The sequence below is a fragment of the Streptomyces sp. NPDC048718 genome, from assembly GCF_043198875.1.
GTDB lineage: Bacteria > Actinomycetota > Actinomycetes > Streptomycetales > Streptomycetaceae > Streptomyces.
In genome coordinates, this window is sequence record NZ_JBICVG010000004.1 from 371,713 (window position 1) to 386,661 (window position 14,949).

Annotated in this window: 10 protein-coding genes; 7 read left to right on the forward strand and 3 right to left on the reverse strand. The window is 71.5% G+C overall.

Going from position 1 to position 14,949, the window contains the following annotated elements; genetic code table 11:
* Positions 1 to 242: 242 nt before the first annotated feature.
* The 5 genes from ACGFRB_RS09885 (at position 243) to serA (ending at position 9,333) form a co-directional block, all read left to right on the forward strand.
* Positions 243 to 3,623, forward strand: coding sequence for a putative bifunctional diguanylate cyclase/phosphodiesterase (locus tag ACGFRB_RS09885; protein WP_393241283.1), 3,381 nt, complete (start codon positions 243 to 245; stop codon positions 3,621 to 3,623).
* Positions 3,624 to 3,856: 233 nt separating this feature from the next.
* Positions 3,857 to 5,704 (forward strand): acetolactate synthase large subunit, encoded by a 1,848-nt coding sequence (locus tag ACGFRB_RS09890; protein WP_363001003.1) that lies wholly within the window; start codon positions 3,857 to 3,859, stop codon positions 5,702 to 5,704.
* A gap of 38 nt (positions 5,705 to 5,742) precedes the next feature.
* Positions 5,743 to 6,270 (forward strand): acetolactate synthase small subunit, encoded by a 528-nt coding sequence (gene ilvN / locus ACGFRB_RS09895; RefSeq protein WP_363001001.1) that lies wholly within the window; start codon positions 5,743 to 5,745, stop codon positions 6,268 to 6,270.
* Positions 6,271 to 6,429: 159 nt separating this feature from the next.
* The gene (ilvC, locus tag ACGFRB_RS09900) at positions 6,430 to 7,428 is read left to right on the forward strand and encodes a ketol-acid reductoisomerase (protein WP_393241287.1); all 999 of its coding nucleotides are present in this window, start codon (positions 6,430 to 6,432) and stop codon (positions 7,426 to 7,428) included.
* 315 nt (positions 7,429 to 7,743) lie between these two features.
* The gene (serA, locus tag ACGFRB_RS09905; RefSeq protein ID WP_363000997.1) at positions 7,744 to 9,333 is read left to right on the forward strand and encodes a phosphoglycerate dehydrogenase; all 1,590 of its coding nucleotides are present in this window, start codon (positions 7,744 to 7,746) and stop codon (positions 9,331 to 9,333) included.
* Between the two features lie 108 nt (positions 9,334 to 9,441).
* Here serA and ACGFRB_RS09910 read toward each other — a convergent pair whose 3' ends face one another.
* Complete coding sequence (locus tag ACGFRB_RS09910) at positions 9,442 to 10,665, reverse strand: PucR family transcriptional regulator (RefSeq protein WP_393241290.1); 1,224 nt, start codon at positions 10,663 to 10,665, stop codon at positions 9,442 to 9,444.
* Between the two features lie 192 nt (positions 10,666 to 10,857).
* Between ACGFRB_RS09910 and ACGFRB_RS09915 the strand changes: the two genes are divergently transcribed.
* Together ACGFRB_RS09915 and pruA are read left to right on the forward strand one after the other, a co-directional pair.
* Positions 10,858 to 11,784: a proline dehydrogenase family protein gene (locus ACGFRB_RS09915; RefSeq protein ID WP_361224859.1), complete on the forward strand. Its 927-nt coding sequence runs from the start codon at positions 10,858 to 10,860 to the stop codon at positions 11,782 to 11,784.
* 33 nt (positions 11,785 to 11,817) lie between these two features.
* The gene (pruA, locus tag ACGFRB_RS09920) at positions 11,818 to 13,458 is read left to right on the forward strand and encodes an L-glutamate gamma-semialdehyde dehydrogenase (RefSeq protein WP_393241293.1); all 1,641 of its coding nucleotides are present in this window, start codon (positions 11,818 to 11,820) and stop codon (positions 13,456 to 13,458) included.
* Positions 13,459 to 13,662: 204 nt separating this feature from the next.
* On the opposite strand, the gene ACGFRB_RS09925 is transcribed toward pruA, so the two are convergent.
* The gene (locus tag ACGFRB_RS09925) at positions 13,663 to 14,433 is read right to left on the reverse strand and encodes a hypothetical protein (RefSeq protein ID WP_393241296.1); all 771 of its coding nucleotides are present in this window, start codon (positions 14,431 to 14,433) and stop codon (positions 13,663 to 13,665) included.
* Positions 14,430 to 14,948: a hypothetical protein gene (locus ACGFRB_RS09930; protein WP_363000988.1), complete on the reverse strand. Its 519-nt coding sequence runs from the start codon at positions 14,946 to 14,948 to the stop codon at positions 14,430 to 14,432. Before ACGFRB_RS09930 ends, ACGFRB_RS09925 begins: the two co-directional genes overlap by 4 nt.
* Position 14,949 lies beyond the last annotated feature (1 nt).

A 14,949-nucleotide genomic window follows, 5' to 3' on the forward strand; every position in this document is an offset into this window, starting at 1 on the left:
GGAGAGTACTGCGACCCTGTCCCTGAGTGACGAACCTGGTGTATGGTCCCGGAGCGGGGGACTGCGTCGAGTACGAGCGGACGCTGGGGAGTGACGTGACGGGACATCAGATTCCGAGGGGGGCGACGGATGACGTACGGACGGACGACCGCCGGTCCGGTGCCGCGATGCCGCCGCCGGCCGCCCTCTCATACCGCATCGCCCTCCCGGCCCCCCGCGCGGCCGAGGGGGCGGGGACCTGTGTGTGCATCCGCCCCGCGGCGGGTGGAGCGCCGCCGCCCGGGGCCGCCGACGGCCCCGGTGACGCCGCCCGTGTGGACCGGGGCTGCGTCTGCGGATGCGGCTGCGACTGCGCCTCGGGCGGTGGTCATGCCGCCCTGGCGTGGCCGGACGCCGAGGCGAGCCGCTCCGCGCTCACTCGCGGCGTGCCCGCCCCGCGCGGCGGGCACACGGCCGCCGGAGCGGACGAGGGCGGCGGAGGTCAAAGGGTGCGGCAGCACCCGGGTGAGACGCGGGGGTGGGCGATGATCGCCGGGGCGCTCGCCGAAGGCACGGCCGGCGCCAAGGGTGCCGTCGACGCGGCCGGACACGCTCCGTGGATCGGCCACCCCGACCCCGACGACCGGTTCGGCCCGGCCGGCTACCCCGACTTCACCGGCTTCACGGACTTCACCGACCCGGGCGATCGCGCCGGTCGCACCGGTCATGCCGATCGGCCCCATGGCGCCGCTCACGAAGGCCCCCAAGACCCCCAAGACCCCCAAGACCCCGAAGGCGTCGGCGGACCGCCCGGCAAGGCCGCCCGCTCCGGTCCCGGCCTCGGCGCGGTGCTCGCCCAGATCGGCCTCGGGCTGATCTGCGGGGGATACGCGACCGGCGCGGCCCTCGGCTGGGGCTCGGCCGAACTGGCGGTCGTCATGGGCGACTTCGGACTGAGCGCCGCCGCGCTCGCCGCCACGGTCTCCTGCCTGCTCTACGCCCGCCTCCAGCATCCCCACCGGGGTGTCCGCCCCGCCTGGCTGCTCTTCGCCGTCTCCTCGTTCATGGCCGCCGTCGGCAACGGCGTCTGGGGCTGGTACGAGGTCGTCCTCGACCGCCCGGTGCCGAGCCCCTCCCTGGCCGACCTCTGCTTCTTACTCTTCGCACCGCCCGCCATCGTCGGCCTGCTCGTCCTCGCCCAACGGCCCCGTTCCCGGGCCGGATGGGTCTGCCTCGGCCTCGACTCCTGGCTGATCGGCGGCTCGCTGCTCACCCTGTCGTGGAGCCTCGCGCTCGCGCACACGGCCTATCTGCCGGGCGAGAGCGTCACCCGGGCCGCGCTCTCCCTCGCGTACCCGCTGCTCGACATCGTCCTGGTCAGCATGGTGCTCGCCCTGCACTTCCGCCGCTCGCACCTGAACCGCTCGGCGGTCAACACCGCCATCGCCGCCCTGGCGCTCACCGTGCTGTGCGACGCCCTGTTCACCTCGCCGCTGCTGCGCGAGCACTACAGCTCCGGCCAGCTCCTGGACGCCGGCTGGTTCGCCGGCTCCCTGCTGCTCGCCTACGCGCCCTGGGGTGCCCGCCGCGCCGCCGAGGCGCACCGCGCCCCCGTGCCCCCGCCCGCCCCGCGGCCCCGCGGTCCGCGCAGCCGCCCGTTCGCCGCGCTCACCCCGTACCTCGCCGCCGCCGTCTGCACCCTGAGCATCCTGTACAACGTGGTCGAGGGCCGCCGGGTGGACCGCGTCGTCGTCCTCACCGGCTGCGCGGTCGTCCTCGCGCTCGTCGTCCGCCAGGCGATCATGCTGGTCGACAACATCGCCCTCACCCATGAACTGGCCCAGAAGGAGAACCACTTCCGGTCTCTCGTGCAGGGCTCCAGCGACGTCATCATGATCGCCGCGCCCTCCGGAGTGCTGCGCTACGTCAGCCCCGCCGCGGCCGGGGTCTACGGGCGCGAGGCCGAGGAACTGGTCGGCTCCGCGCTGGCCTCCCTCATCCACCCCGAGGACCTCGGCGCCGTCGTCCACGAGGTGCGCCGGTTCCTCGCCGCCGCCCCCGCCGAGGAGCCCACCACCCGCATCGAGTGCCGCTTCCGCTCCGGCGGCGGCAGCTGGCTCAACGTGGAGTCCACCGTCAACCGCCACCAGGGCGGTCTGCTCTTCAATAGCCGTGACGTCACCGAACGCGTCCGGCTCCAGGCCCAGTTGCGCCACAACGCCGAGCACGACCCGCTCACCGGTCTGCCCAACCGGGCGCTGTTCACCGACCGGGTCCGCGGCGCGCTCAGCGGGCGGCGCGCCACCGACCCCGGCACCGCCGTGCTCTTCATCGACCTCGACGGCTTCAAGGCCGTCAACGACCGCCTCGGCCACCAAGCCGGCGACGACCTGCTCGTCCAGGCCGCCCGCCGCCTCCAGGACTCCGTACGCGCCGGGGACACCGCCGCCCGGCTCGGCGGCGACGAGTTCGCCGCGCTCATCCTCGGCGACGGCACCCACGAGCGGTCCGCCCGCGAACACCGGGTCCACGAGATCGCCGACCGGCTGCGCGTCACGCTGTCCCAGCCGTACCGCGTCGGCGGCGGCGCCGAGGTGCGGGTCGCCGCCTCCATCGGCGTGGCCTTCGCCGACCCCGGCGTCGGCTCCGGGGACCTGCTGCGCAACGCCGACCTGGCCATGTACCGGGCCAAGGCGGCCGGCAAGAACCGGGTCGAGCTGTACGCCCCGCAGATGCAGGCCGAGGTGGAACGCCGAACCGAACTGGCCACCCGGCTGCGCACCGCCCTGCACGACGGCGAGTTCGCCCTGCTGCACCAGCCCGTGGTCGACCTCGCCACCGGCCGGATCGCCGCCGTCGCCGCCCAGGCCCGCTGGCGCTCCACCCAGGGCATCCTGTTCACCCCCGCCGAGTTTCTGCGCGCTTCCGACGACGGCGAACGCACCGCCGAACTCGGCCACTGGCTGCTGCGGGAAGCCGTCGAGCAGGCCGCCGACCGGGTGAGCAGCGGCCACCGCACCCCCGTCACCGTCCGGCTCACCGCCCGCAGGCTGCTCGACCGGTCCATGCCGCTCGGCACCGTGGAAGCCCTGCTGGCCCGGCACAAGCTGCCCTCCGGCGCCCTGATCGTCGAGCTCGCCGACTGCGACCCCCAAGGCCCCAGGGACCTGAGGGACCCCCGGGTCGCCTTCGCCGAACTGGAACAGCGCCTGGCCGCCCTGCGCCGCCTCGGCGTCCGGATCGCCCTGGACGGCTTCGGCAGCGGACATGCCGCCATCGACGCCCTGCGCGGCCTCCCCGTCGACATCCTCAAGATCGACCACAACCTCGTCGAGGGCATCGTGGAATCGGCCAGACTGCGCAAGATCACCAGCGGCCTGCTGCGGATCGCCGGCGATCTCGGGATGCAGTCCGTCGCCGAGGGCGTGGACCAGCCCGAGCAGGTGCTCGCCCTGCGCGCCATGGGGTGCACCCACGCCCAGGGCGCCGCCTTCGCCGGCCCGCTCGACGAGTACCGGCTGCGCCGTGCCCTGGTCAGGGGCGGCTACCCGCTGCCGGTGGCAGCGGAGGCGGGAGTCCCCGTGACCGCCGGAAACGGACCCTCGCTCCGCTCACATGATGAGACGCCCATCCCACCCACTTGACAGTAACCGTGCGCCGGGGGGAGGGTCAGTGACATGCGCACCCGAATTCTCGTACTTGGACAGCGCGTCGGCTGAGGAAGGCCTGCGAAAGGCCTCCTGACACAACACCGACGCGCTCCCCTCGCTTGCCTCCCGGCACGAGGGGTTTTTTGTTGCACTGGCTCACCCCGAAGTCGTCTCAAACCCCCGCAAGACACCTCGCACAAACCCTCTGCTTCGAGAAGAGATTGCTGATGACCGAGCAGGCCACCGGGCACCATCCGCAGCCGCGGACCCGTCACGGCGCACCGACCGCCACCCCCGTCGAGCACGTCACGGGTGCGCAGTCCCTCATTCGCTCTCTCGAGGAAGTAGGGGCCGACACCGTCTTCGGCATTCCGGGCGGAGCGATCCTGCCGGCGTACGACCCGATGATGGACTCGCGCCGGGTGCGCCACATCCTGGTCCGTCACGAGCAGGGCGCGGGCCACGCCGCCACCGGCTACGCCCAGGCCACCGGCAAGGTCGGCGTCTGCATGGCCACCTCCGGCCCCGGCGCCACCAACCTGGTCACCCCGATCGCCGACGCCCACATGGACTCCGTCCCGCTGGTCGCGATCACCGGTCAGGTCGCCTCGCACGCCATCGGCACCGACGCCTTCCAGGAAGCCGACATCTGCGGCATCACGATGCCGATCACGAAGCACAACTTCCTGGTCACCCGCGCCGAGGACATCCCGAAGACGATCGCCGAGGCCTTCCACATCGCCTCCACCGGCCGCCCGGGCCCCGTCCTCGTCGACATCGCCAAGGACGCCCTCCAGGCGAAGACCACCTTCAGCTGGCCGCCGCAGCTGGACCTGCCGGGCTACCGCCCCGTCACCAAGCCGCACGCCAAGCAGATCCGCGAGGCCGCCAAGCTGATCAGCGCCGCCAAGCGACCCGTCCTGTATGTCGGCGGCGGTGTCATCAAGGCCGGCGCGACCGCCGAGCTGAAGGTCCTGGCGGAGCTCACCAACGCCCCCGTCACCACCACCCTGATGGCGCTCGGCGCGTTCCCCGACAGCCACCCGCTGCACGTCGGCATGCCGGGCATGCACGGTTCGGTCACCGCCGTCACCGCGCTGCAGAAGGCCGACCTGATCGTTGCCCTCGGCGCCCGCTTCGACGACCGCGTCACCGGCAAGCTGGACAGCTTCGCCCCGTATGCCAAGATCGTCCACGCCGACATCGACCCGGCCGAGATCGGCAAGAACCGCGCCGCCGACGTCCCGATCGTGGGCGACGCCCGCGAGGTCATCGCCGACCTGGTCCAGGCCGTCCAGGCCGAGCACGCCGAGGGCAACAAGGGCGACTGCACCGCCTGGTGGAGCGACCTCGCACGCTGGCGCGAGACCTACCCGCTCGGCTACGACCTGCCGAAGGACGGCAGCCTGTCGCCGCAGCAGGTCATCCAGCGGGTCGGCGAACTCGCCCCCGAGGGCACCATCTTCGCCGCCGGTGTCGGCCAGCACCAGATGTGGGCCGCCCACTTCATCGGCTACGAGCAGCCCGCCACCTGGCTCAACTCCGGCGGCGCCGGGACGATGGGCTACGCCGTCCCCGCCGCCATGGGCGCCAAGGCCGGCATGCCCGAGCGCACCGTCTGGGCGATCGACGGCGACGGCTGCTTCCAGATGACCAATCAGGAGCTCACCACCTGCGCCCTGAACAACATCCCGATCAAGGTCGCCGTCATCAACAACGGCGCGCTCGGGATGGTCCGCCAGTGGCAGACCCTGTTCTACAACCAGCGCTACTCCAACACCGTGCTGCACTCCGGCCCCGACAACGTCGACCCGGCGGCCAAGGGCACCCGCGTCCCGGACTTCGTCAAGCTGTCCGAGGCCATGGGCTGTGTCGCGCTGCGCTGCGAGGACCCGGCCGACCTCGACCGGGTGATCGCCGAGGCGAACGCCATCAACGACCGCCCCGTCGTGATCGACTTCATCGTCCACCAGGACGCGCAGGTCTGGCCGATGGTCGCCGCCGGCACGTCCAACGACGAGGTCATGGCCGCCCGCGGGGTGCGCCCCGACTTCGGCGACGGCGCGGACGACTGACGGCAGAGCGAACCGGAAGACAGGAAGAGATCCCCACCATGTCCACCAAGCACACGCTCTCCGTCCTGGTCGAGAACACCCCCGGCATCCTCGCCCGGATCGCCGCCTTGTTCTCCCGACGAGGCTTCAACATCGACTCGCTCGCGGTCGGTGTCACCGAACACCCCGACATCAGCCGCATCACCATCGTGGTCAGTGTCGAGGACCTGCCCCTTGAGCAGGTGACGAAGCAGCTCAACAAGCTGGTCAACGTCCTCAAGATCGTCGAACTCGAGCCCGGCGCCGCGATCCAGCGCCAGCTCGTCCTGGTGAAGGTCCGCGCCGACAACGAGACCCGCTCCCAGATCGTCGAGATCGTCGAACTCTTCCGCGCGAAGACCGTCGACGTGTCGCCGGAGGCGGTCACCATCGAGGCCACCGGTTCGGGTGACAAGCTCGAAGCGATGCTCAAGATGCTGGACCAGTTCGGCATCAAGGAACTCGTCCAGTCCGGCACCATCGCCATAGGGCGCGGCGCCCGGTCCATCACCGACCGGTCCCTGCGGGCCCACGACCGCAGCGCCTGACCCTTCCGCGGTACCCGGCACAACCGCCGCGTGTCATGCCGTCAAAAGGCCCCGGCCGCCGCTGTCATCAGGCGGCCGACCAGGCAAGACCCGGCACCCCGACCTTCCGCGCCGCACCGTACGGTGGGACGCATCACCAGCACCTCAAGGAGACCCCCAGTGGCCGAGCTGTTCTACGACGACAACGCCGACCTGTCCATCATCCAGGGCCGCAAGGTCGCGGTGATCGGATACGGCAGCCAGGGCCACGCCCACGCGCTGTCGCTGCGTGACTCGGGCGTCGACGTCCGCGTCGGCCTGCACGAGGGCTCGAAGTCCAAGGCCAAGGCCGAGGAGCAGGGCCTGCGCGTCGTCACCCCGGCCGAGGCCGCCGCCGAGGCCGACCTGATCATGATCCTGATCCCGGACCCGATCCAGGCCAAGGTCTACGAGGAGTCCATCGCGCCGAACCTGAAGGACGGCGACGCCCTCTTCTTCGCGCACGGCTTCAACGTCCGCTTCGGCTTCATCAAGCCCCCGGCCGGCGTGGACGTCGCCCTCGTCGCCCCGAAGGGCCCGGGCCACCTGGTCCGCCGTCAGTACGAGGAAGGCCGCGGCGTCCCGGCGATCGCCGCCGTCGAGCAGGACGCCACCGGCAACGCCTTCGCCCTGGCCCTGTCGTACGCCAAGGCCATCGGCGGCACCCGCGCCGGTGTCATCAAGACCACCTTCACCGAGGAGACCGAGACCGACCTCTTCGGCGAGCAGGCCGTGCTGTGCGGCGGCGCCAGCGCCCTGGTCAAGGCGGGCTTCGAGACCCTGGTCGAGGCCGGCTACCAGCCGGAGATCGCCTACTTCGAGTGCCTGCACGAGCTGAAGCTGATCGTGGACCTCATGTACGAGGGCGGCCTGGAGAAGATGCGCTGGTCCGTCTCCGAGACCGCCGAGTGGGGCGACTACATCACCGGCCCGCGGATCATCACCGACGCCACCAAGGCCGAGATGAAGCAGGTCCTCGCGGAGATCCAGGACGGCACCTTCGCCAAGAACTGGATGGACGAGTACCACGGCGGTCTGAAGAAGTACAACGAGTACAAGACCCAGGACGAGCAGCACCTCCTGGAGACCACCGGCAAGGAGCTGCGCAAGCTCATGAGCTGGGTGAACGACGAGGCGTAAGCCTTCTGGGCGCGGGCCGGACCGTGTGTCCGGCCCGCGCTCGGCATGTCCCGTACGGGGTCGAGCCGTGTCCCGGATGGGCCGCGCCGGACCCCGTACGGCCCAGGTTGCCCGCCCCGTACGGCGCTTGGACACCCCGGCCAACCACGGACGGGTGATCCTTCCAACGCGGCGTACAAGACCTTCCGGCGCACCACCTACACTGCACAACAACATCGCGTCCAGCCCACAGCGTCGTGCGCTTCCACGCGGCAAGCCCCCTCCACCGCTTCGGCCGTCGGGACGGCCGTCCGCACTGCCCTTGTGAGGACTCACGTGAGCTCGAAACCCGTCGTACTCATCGCTGAAGAGCTGTCGCCCGCCACCGTCGACGCACTCGGACCGGACTTCGAGATCCGGCACTGCAACGGCGCCGACCGCGCCGAGCTGCTCCCCGCGATCGCCGATGTCGACGCCATCCTCGTCCGTTCGGCCACCAAGGTCGACGCGGAGGCCATCGCGGCCGCGAAGAAGCTGCGCGTCGTCGCCCGCGCCGGGGTCGGCCTGGACAACGTCGACGTCTCCGCCGCCACCAAGGCCGGCGTGATGGTCGTCAACGCCCCGACCTCCAACATCGTCACCGCCGCCGAGCTGGCCTGCGGTCTGCTCCTCGCCACCGCCCGCAACATCCCGCAGGCGAACACGGCGCTGAAGAACGGCGAGTGGAAGCGCTCGAAGTACACGGGTGTCGAGCTGAGCGAGAAGACCCTCGGCGTCGTCGGCCTCGGCCGCATCGGCGTCCTGGTCGCCCAGCGCATGTCGGCCTTCGGCATGAAGGTCGTCGCGTACGACCCCTATGTGCAGCCCGCCCGCGCCGCCCAGATGGGCGTCAAGCTGCTCTCCCTGGACGAGCTGCTCGAAGTCGCCGACTTCGTCACCGTCCACCTGCCGAAGACCCCGGAGACCCTCGGTCTCATCGGTGACGAGGCGCTGCGCAAGGTCAAGCCGAGTGTCCGCATCGTCAACGCCGCCCGCGGCGGCATCGTCGACGAGGCCGCGCTGTACGCGGCGATCAAGGAAGGCCGGGTCGCCGGCGCAGGCCTCGACGTGTACGCCAAGGAGCCCTGCACGGACTCCCCGCTCTTCGAGCTCGACCAGGTCGTCTGCACCCCGCACCTGGGCGCCTCCACCGACGAGGCCCAGGAGAAGGCCGGCATCGCCGTCGCCAAGTCGGTGCGCCTCGCGCTCGCCGGCGAGCTGGTCCCGGACGCGGTCAACGTCCAGGGCGGCGTCATCGCCGAGGACGTGAAGCCGGGTCTGCCGCTGGCCGAGAAGCTCGGCCGCATCTTCACCGCGCTGACCGGCGAGGTCGCCGTCCGGCTCGACGTCGAGGTGTACGGCGAGATCACCCAGCACGACGTCAAGGTGCTCGAACTCTCCGCGCTCAAGGGCGTGTTCGAGGACGTGGTCGACGAGACCGTGTCGTACGTCAACGCTCCGCTGTTCGCGCAGGAGCGCGGCGTCGAGGTGCGCCTGACCACCAGCTCCGAGTCGCCCGACCACCGCAACATGGTCACCGTGCGCGGCACCCTCGCCGGCGGCCAGGAGGTCTCGGTCTCCGGCACGCTCGCCGGCCCGAAGCACCTCCAGAAGATCGTCGCCGTCGGTGACTACGACGTCGACCTGGCGCTCGCCGACCACATGCTGGTGCTGCGCTACGACGACCGTCCGGGAGTCGTCGGCACCGTCGGCCGGATCCTCGGCGAGGCCGGGCTGAACATCGCGGGCATGCAGGTCTCCCGTACCGAGGAGGGCGGCGAGGCGCTGGTCGTGCTCTCGGTCGACGACAGCGTCCCGGCGGGCGTGCTCGCCGAGATCTCGGAGGCGATCGGCGCCGCCGCGGCCAGCTCGGTCAACCTGGTCTGACCTGCTCGTTCGCGGCTCCCGTTTTTCGCTGATCCCGCAGCCGCCGTGCCCGGCCCCTTCGGCCGGGTGCGGCAGCCGGGCACGGCGGCAGGGTGCGACGGAGGGTCGTCAGAGCCGGGCCGCCTTGAGCGCCATGTGCAGCAGCAGCCGGTCCTCGCCCTCGTCGAGGTCGAGACCAGTCAGCTGTTCGACCCGTGCCAGCCGGTAGTACAAGGTCTGGCGGTGGATCCCGAGCGCGGTCGCCGTCCGCCCCGCCTGTCCCGCGTGGTCGAGGAACGCCTCGGCCGTGCGCGCCAGCTCGATATGGGCTGGGGCGAGCAGGGCGCGCACCACCGGGTCGGGCCCGGTCCGGGGGAGCGCGGTGAGCATCCGGTACGGGCCGATGGCCGACCACTCGGCGAGCGGCCCGAGGTGCGGATGCGCGGTCGCCGCGCGGGCGGCCGAGGACGCCTCGCGCCACGAGACGTCGAGGTCCGCGAGCCCCCGCCGGGGCGCGGCGATCCCGGCCATCCCGGCGGCGTCACCCGCGGCGGTGCGCAGCCGGCCGGCCGCGGTGGCGGCGGGGGAGAGGTTGTCGGCCGCTCTCAGACGTACGAGCACGGCGAGCGCGCGTCCCGCCGGGGCGCCCGGCGCGGGTCCGGTGGGGTCGGCCGGTCCGTCGGGTCCGTGGGCGGCCGGACCACCGGTGAGCAGACCGCCCGGCGGGGTCCACGGCACCGTGCACAGGGCCGAGGCGGCCGGGACGGACCGGGGCGAGGGGGAGTCCTCGCCGGGCCAGGGCGCGAGGCAGACCAGCGCGTGCAGCCCGTCCCCGTCCGGGCCGAGCGCCGTGCGCAGGGCGGCCACCGCCGTGTCGTACGGCCGGCCGCGCTGCGCCGTCAGAGTGGTCCGCAGCTCCCGGGAGACGTCGGCCCCGGCCCGTTCCTCGGCGGCCAGCAGATCGCCGATCCGGGCCGCGACGTCCATCGCGGCGCTGAGCCGTTCGGGGGAGGGGCCCGGCTCGGCGTCGAGCAGCCACACGTAACCGAGGGCCACGCCCCGGTGGCGTACGGGCAGACAGATCCGGTCCCGGTAGACGCCCGCGTCCGGGGTGGCCGGGATCCGCACCGGGCCGGTCGCCCGGGTGATCCCGAAGCCCTCGAACCAGGCGCGGACCGCCGGGCTGGACTTCTTGGTGAGGATCGACCGGGTGCGGACCGGGTCCATGGCGCTGTCGTCGTCGCTGTCGTGCGCGCCGAAGGCGATCAGCCCGAAATCGCGGTTCTCCAGGGTCGCCGGGGTGTCGAGCAGTGTCGAGATCTCGTCCACCAGCTCCTGGTAATCGCCCTTCACGGCGCCATTCTCGCACCGTGGGCGTCATATTTCAGACAGATGTCCAAGCGCGTGGTCATGGATGCGTGACAGCTGTAGATGGCGGCCGACACGAGTGGTCCATAGGTTTCAGAGTGGTTCTTCGTGCTGTTCCCGGCGATTCGCAAAGATCGGGTACGGCACATTCGTCACCCTTGCCTTTGGAGGTGCCTCGTGCTGGCTCCCGTGATCCTCGCCGCGTCGCGCAGCGACAAAATGCGCCGTTTCGTTTCGGCCGCCCCCGGGACCAAGCAGGTCGTGGCACGCTTCATCGCCGGTGAGACGGTGAACGACGTGGTCCCGATCGTGCGGGACCTGTCCGCCCGCGGCCTGGAGATCACCCTCGACGTCGTCGGTGAGGACATCACCACCGTCGAGCAGTCCTACGCCGCCCGTGACGCCTACCTCGAGCTGATCGGCAAGCTGAAGGACCTCGGCCTCGGCGCCCGCGCCGAGATGTCGGTCAAGCTGTCGATGTTCGGCCAGTCCCTGGAGAACGGCCACGAGCTGGCCCTCGCGAACGTCCGCCCGGTCGTCGCGGCCGCCGCCGAGATCGGCACCACGGTCACCCTCGACGCCGAGGACCACACCACCCTCGATTCGATGTTCGCCATCCACGAGGAGCTGCGGAAGGACTTCCCGCAGACCGGCTGTGTCATCCAGGCCTACCTCTTCCGTACCGAGGAGGACGCCCGCCGCCTCGCCGCCGCCGGCTCCCGGGTGCGTATCGTGAAGGGTGCCTACAAGGAGCCCGAGTCGGTCGCCATCCAGGACAAGGCGGAGATCGACAAGGCGTACGTCCGGATCATGAAGATCCTGATGGACGGCGAGGGCTACCCGATGATCGGGTCCCACGACCCGCGCCTGATCTCCATCGCCCAGGAGCTGGCCCGGAAGGCCGGCCGCAAGCTGGACGAGTACGAGTTCCAGATGCTCTACGGCATCCGCACCGAGGAGCAGAACCGGCTGGCGGCCGAGGGTCACCGGATGCGTGTCTACACCGCGTACGGCACCGACTGGTACGGCTACTTCATGCGCCGTCTGGCGGAGAAGCCGGCCAACCTGCTCTTCTTCGTCCGCTCCATCCTCACCAAGGGCTGAGCCCACTACCTCTTTGAAGGAGTCCCGAGAGACATGGACGCTGTAACCCAGGTCCCCACTCCCGTCAACGAGCCGGTGCACGGCTACGCCCCCGGCTCTCCCGAGCGCGCGCGCCTGGAGGTCAAGCTCAAGGAGCTGGCCGACAACCCGCGTGACCTCCCGATGACCATCGGTGGCGTCAAGCGCATGGGCGGCGGCGACGAGTTCAAGGTCGTCCAGCCGCACAACCACAAGGCCGTCCTCGGTACCCTGCGCGGTGCCACCCAGCAGGACGCCCAGGACGCGATCGACGCCGCCCTGGCCGCCGCCCCGGCGTGGCGCGCGATGTCCTTCGACGACCGCGCCGCGATCATCCTGCGTGCCGCCGAGCTGCTGGCCGGCCCGTGGCGCGAGACGCTGGCCGCGTCCACCATGCTCGGCCAGTCGAAGACCGCCCAGCAGGCCGAGATCGACACCCCGTGCGAGCTCGTCGACTTCTGGCGCTTCAACGTGTCCTACGCCCGCCAGATCCTGGCCGAGCAGCCGCCGGCGAACGCGCCGGGCGTCTGGAACCGTCTGGACCACCGCCCGCTCGAGGGCTTCGTCTACGCGATCACGCCGTTCAACTTCACGGCCATCGCCGGCAACCTGCCGACCGCCCCGGCCCTCATGGGCAACGTGGTCGTCTGGAAGCCGTCCCCGACCCAGACCCACTCCGCCGTGCTCCTCATGGAGCTCCTGGAGGAGGCCGGTCTGCCGAAGGGTGTCATCAACCTGGTGACCGGTGACGGCATCGCCGTCTCCGAGGTGGCCCTGAACCACCGCGACCTGGCCGGTATCCACTTCACCGGCTCGACCAAGACCTTCCAGCACCTGTGGAAGACGGTCGGCAACAACATCGAGAACTACCGCTCGTACCCGCGGATCGTCGGCGAGACCGGTGGCAAGGACTTCGTCGTCGCCCACCCGAGCGCCGACCGTGCCGTCCTGAAGACCGCCCTGACCCGCGGTTCCTTCGAGTTCCAGGGCCAGAAGTGCTCCGCGTCCTCGCGTGCGTACATCCCGGCCTCCATCTGGAACGACGGGTTCAAGGAGGAGTTCGCGGCCGAGGTCGACGGCATCACCATGGGTGACGTCACCGACCTGTCGAACTTCATCGGCGCCGTCATCGACGACCGTTCGTTCGCCAAGAACAAGGCCGCGATCGACCGTGCCAAGGCTGACGAGACCTGCACGATCGTCGCCGGTGGCACCTACGACGACTCGGTCGGCTACTTCGTCCGCCCGACCGTCATCGAGTGCTCCGACCCGGAGAACGAGGTCTTCACGACCGAGTACTTCGGTCCGATCCTCGCGATCCACGTATACGACGACAGCTCTGCCGACAAGTACGACGAGATGCTGACCCAGATGGAGTCGGTCTCGGACTACGCCCTCACCGGCTCCGTCATCTCCGGTGACCGCGCCGCCGCCGCGTACACGATGGAGAAGCTGCGCTTCGCGGCCGGCAACTTCTACATCAACGACAAGTCGACCGGTGCCGTCGTCGGCCAGCAGCCCTTCGGTGGCGGCCGCGCGTCGGGCACCAACGACAAGGCCGGCGCCCCGCAGAACCTGATGCGCTGGACGCTGACCCGCGCCATCAAGGAGAGCCTGGTCTCGCCGACCGAGTACGGCTACCCGCACATGGGCTGACCAGCCCTCTTCCGGGCCGCCGCCTCGCGCGTGCGGCCCGGCCCCTGACACCGCCCCCTTCCCCGGTCCCCCAACCGAGGACGGGGGCGGTTTCCATGGGGGGAGATCCCTCAGGGCATCTTCTTCAGGGGTCACCCGTACGGGAGACACTCTTCAGGGGTCACCCGTACGGGTTGCGGGCGTGCGGGTTCCGGGCCGCGTTCTTCAGACCGCGTTCTTCTGGCGGCGCGCGAGGGCGTCGGCGGCCGCGCGGCGGCGCTGGTCGTGGACGTCGACCAGGACGCCGGCGCTCTGTCCGGAAGTGGGCGCGCCCACCCGGATCCGTTCGGCGACCGAGGCCAGCTTGGCGTCGTCAGGACCGACGGTGAGATAGAAGAGGGACTCGTCGACGTTCCGGTCGTCGCCGCCCCACCGCACCACTCCACCGAGCTCGGCGAGGATGTCGCGCAGGACCGCGAGTTCGACGGGGAAGAACCCGCCCTCCGTCCCGGGCGGGTAGTGCCCGGGACGGATCCGGACGGCGGTGCCGGAGGCCAGAGCGCGCGCGGTGCCCCGGAGTCCGGCCGGAGCACTCCAGCCGACGGCCTCGCCGGGCTGGAGCGCCGCGATCTCGTAGTGGAAACGCCGCACGAGGTGCACCAGGACGGACTCGGGCGCGCCGGAGCGGAGCTGGAGGCCGGCGAGCGGCGTGCCGGGCACGGGGCGGGTGGCGATGGAACCGCCCTGGTCGGCGGCGGTCTCCATGGGCCAGCCGCCCGCCGAGCGGGCCCCGGTGAGCAGTCGCTCGTTGCGTGCCTTTGCCCGGGCGACGCCCGCGCGGACGGCCTCGGGGAAGGTGTAGGTGCGGGGCTCGGCGGCGTACGCAGGGGAGGCCAGGGCCTCGGCGTACGGAAGGGCCGCTGCCGCGGTCGCGACGGCGGCGGCGCGCAGCAGGAGGCCTCGGCGGGACAGCGGGGAGGCGGGAGTGGCGCTCACGTGGTCCTCTTCTCAGGGTTCTCGGAGTGCTCGGAAGGCTGCTTGGCGGGCTGCCTGGAAGGCGGGGCAGGCGTGGGGCGCCCGGCCGCGGCGGTACGGCGGTGCTCGGCGACGGCGATCAGGGCGAGGGTCGCCGCGATCACCGCGCAGCCCGTCATCAGCGGCGTCACGGCCCCGGGGACGGCCGCCGCGTACGAGCCGCCGGACGCCAGCCGGCAGTCGAGCGCGGGCGGCAGGTAGGACACCTCGAAGGAGCCCACCTGCCCGTACAGCGAGGGATTCGCGTCCTGGCAGGCCTGGGCGGTGCCGCTCTCGTCGCGGAAGAGCGACACGAGGCCCCAGACCCAGGCCGAGGCGGCGGCGGCGCCGGCGAGCGCGGCGCCGCCGCGCGCCACGCCCCCGGGCCCGCCCCTGCCGATCGCCGGGAAGCCGTATCCGGCCAGGCCGAAGGCGGCCAGGGCGGCGATGGCGATGCCGAGCAGAAGCGGCAGGGCGGCGGGGTACGAGGTGGTCATC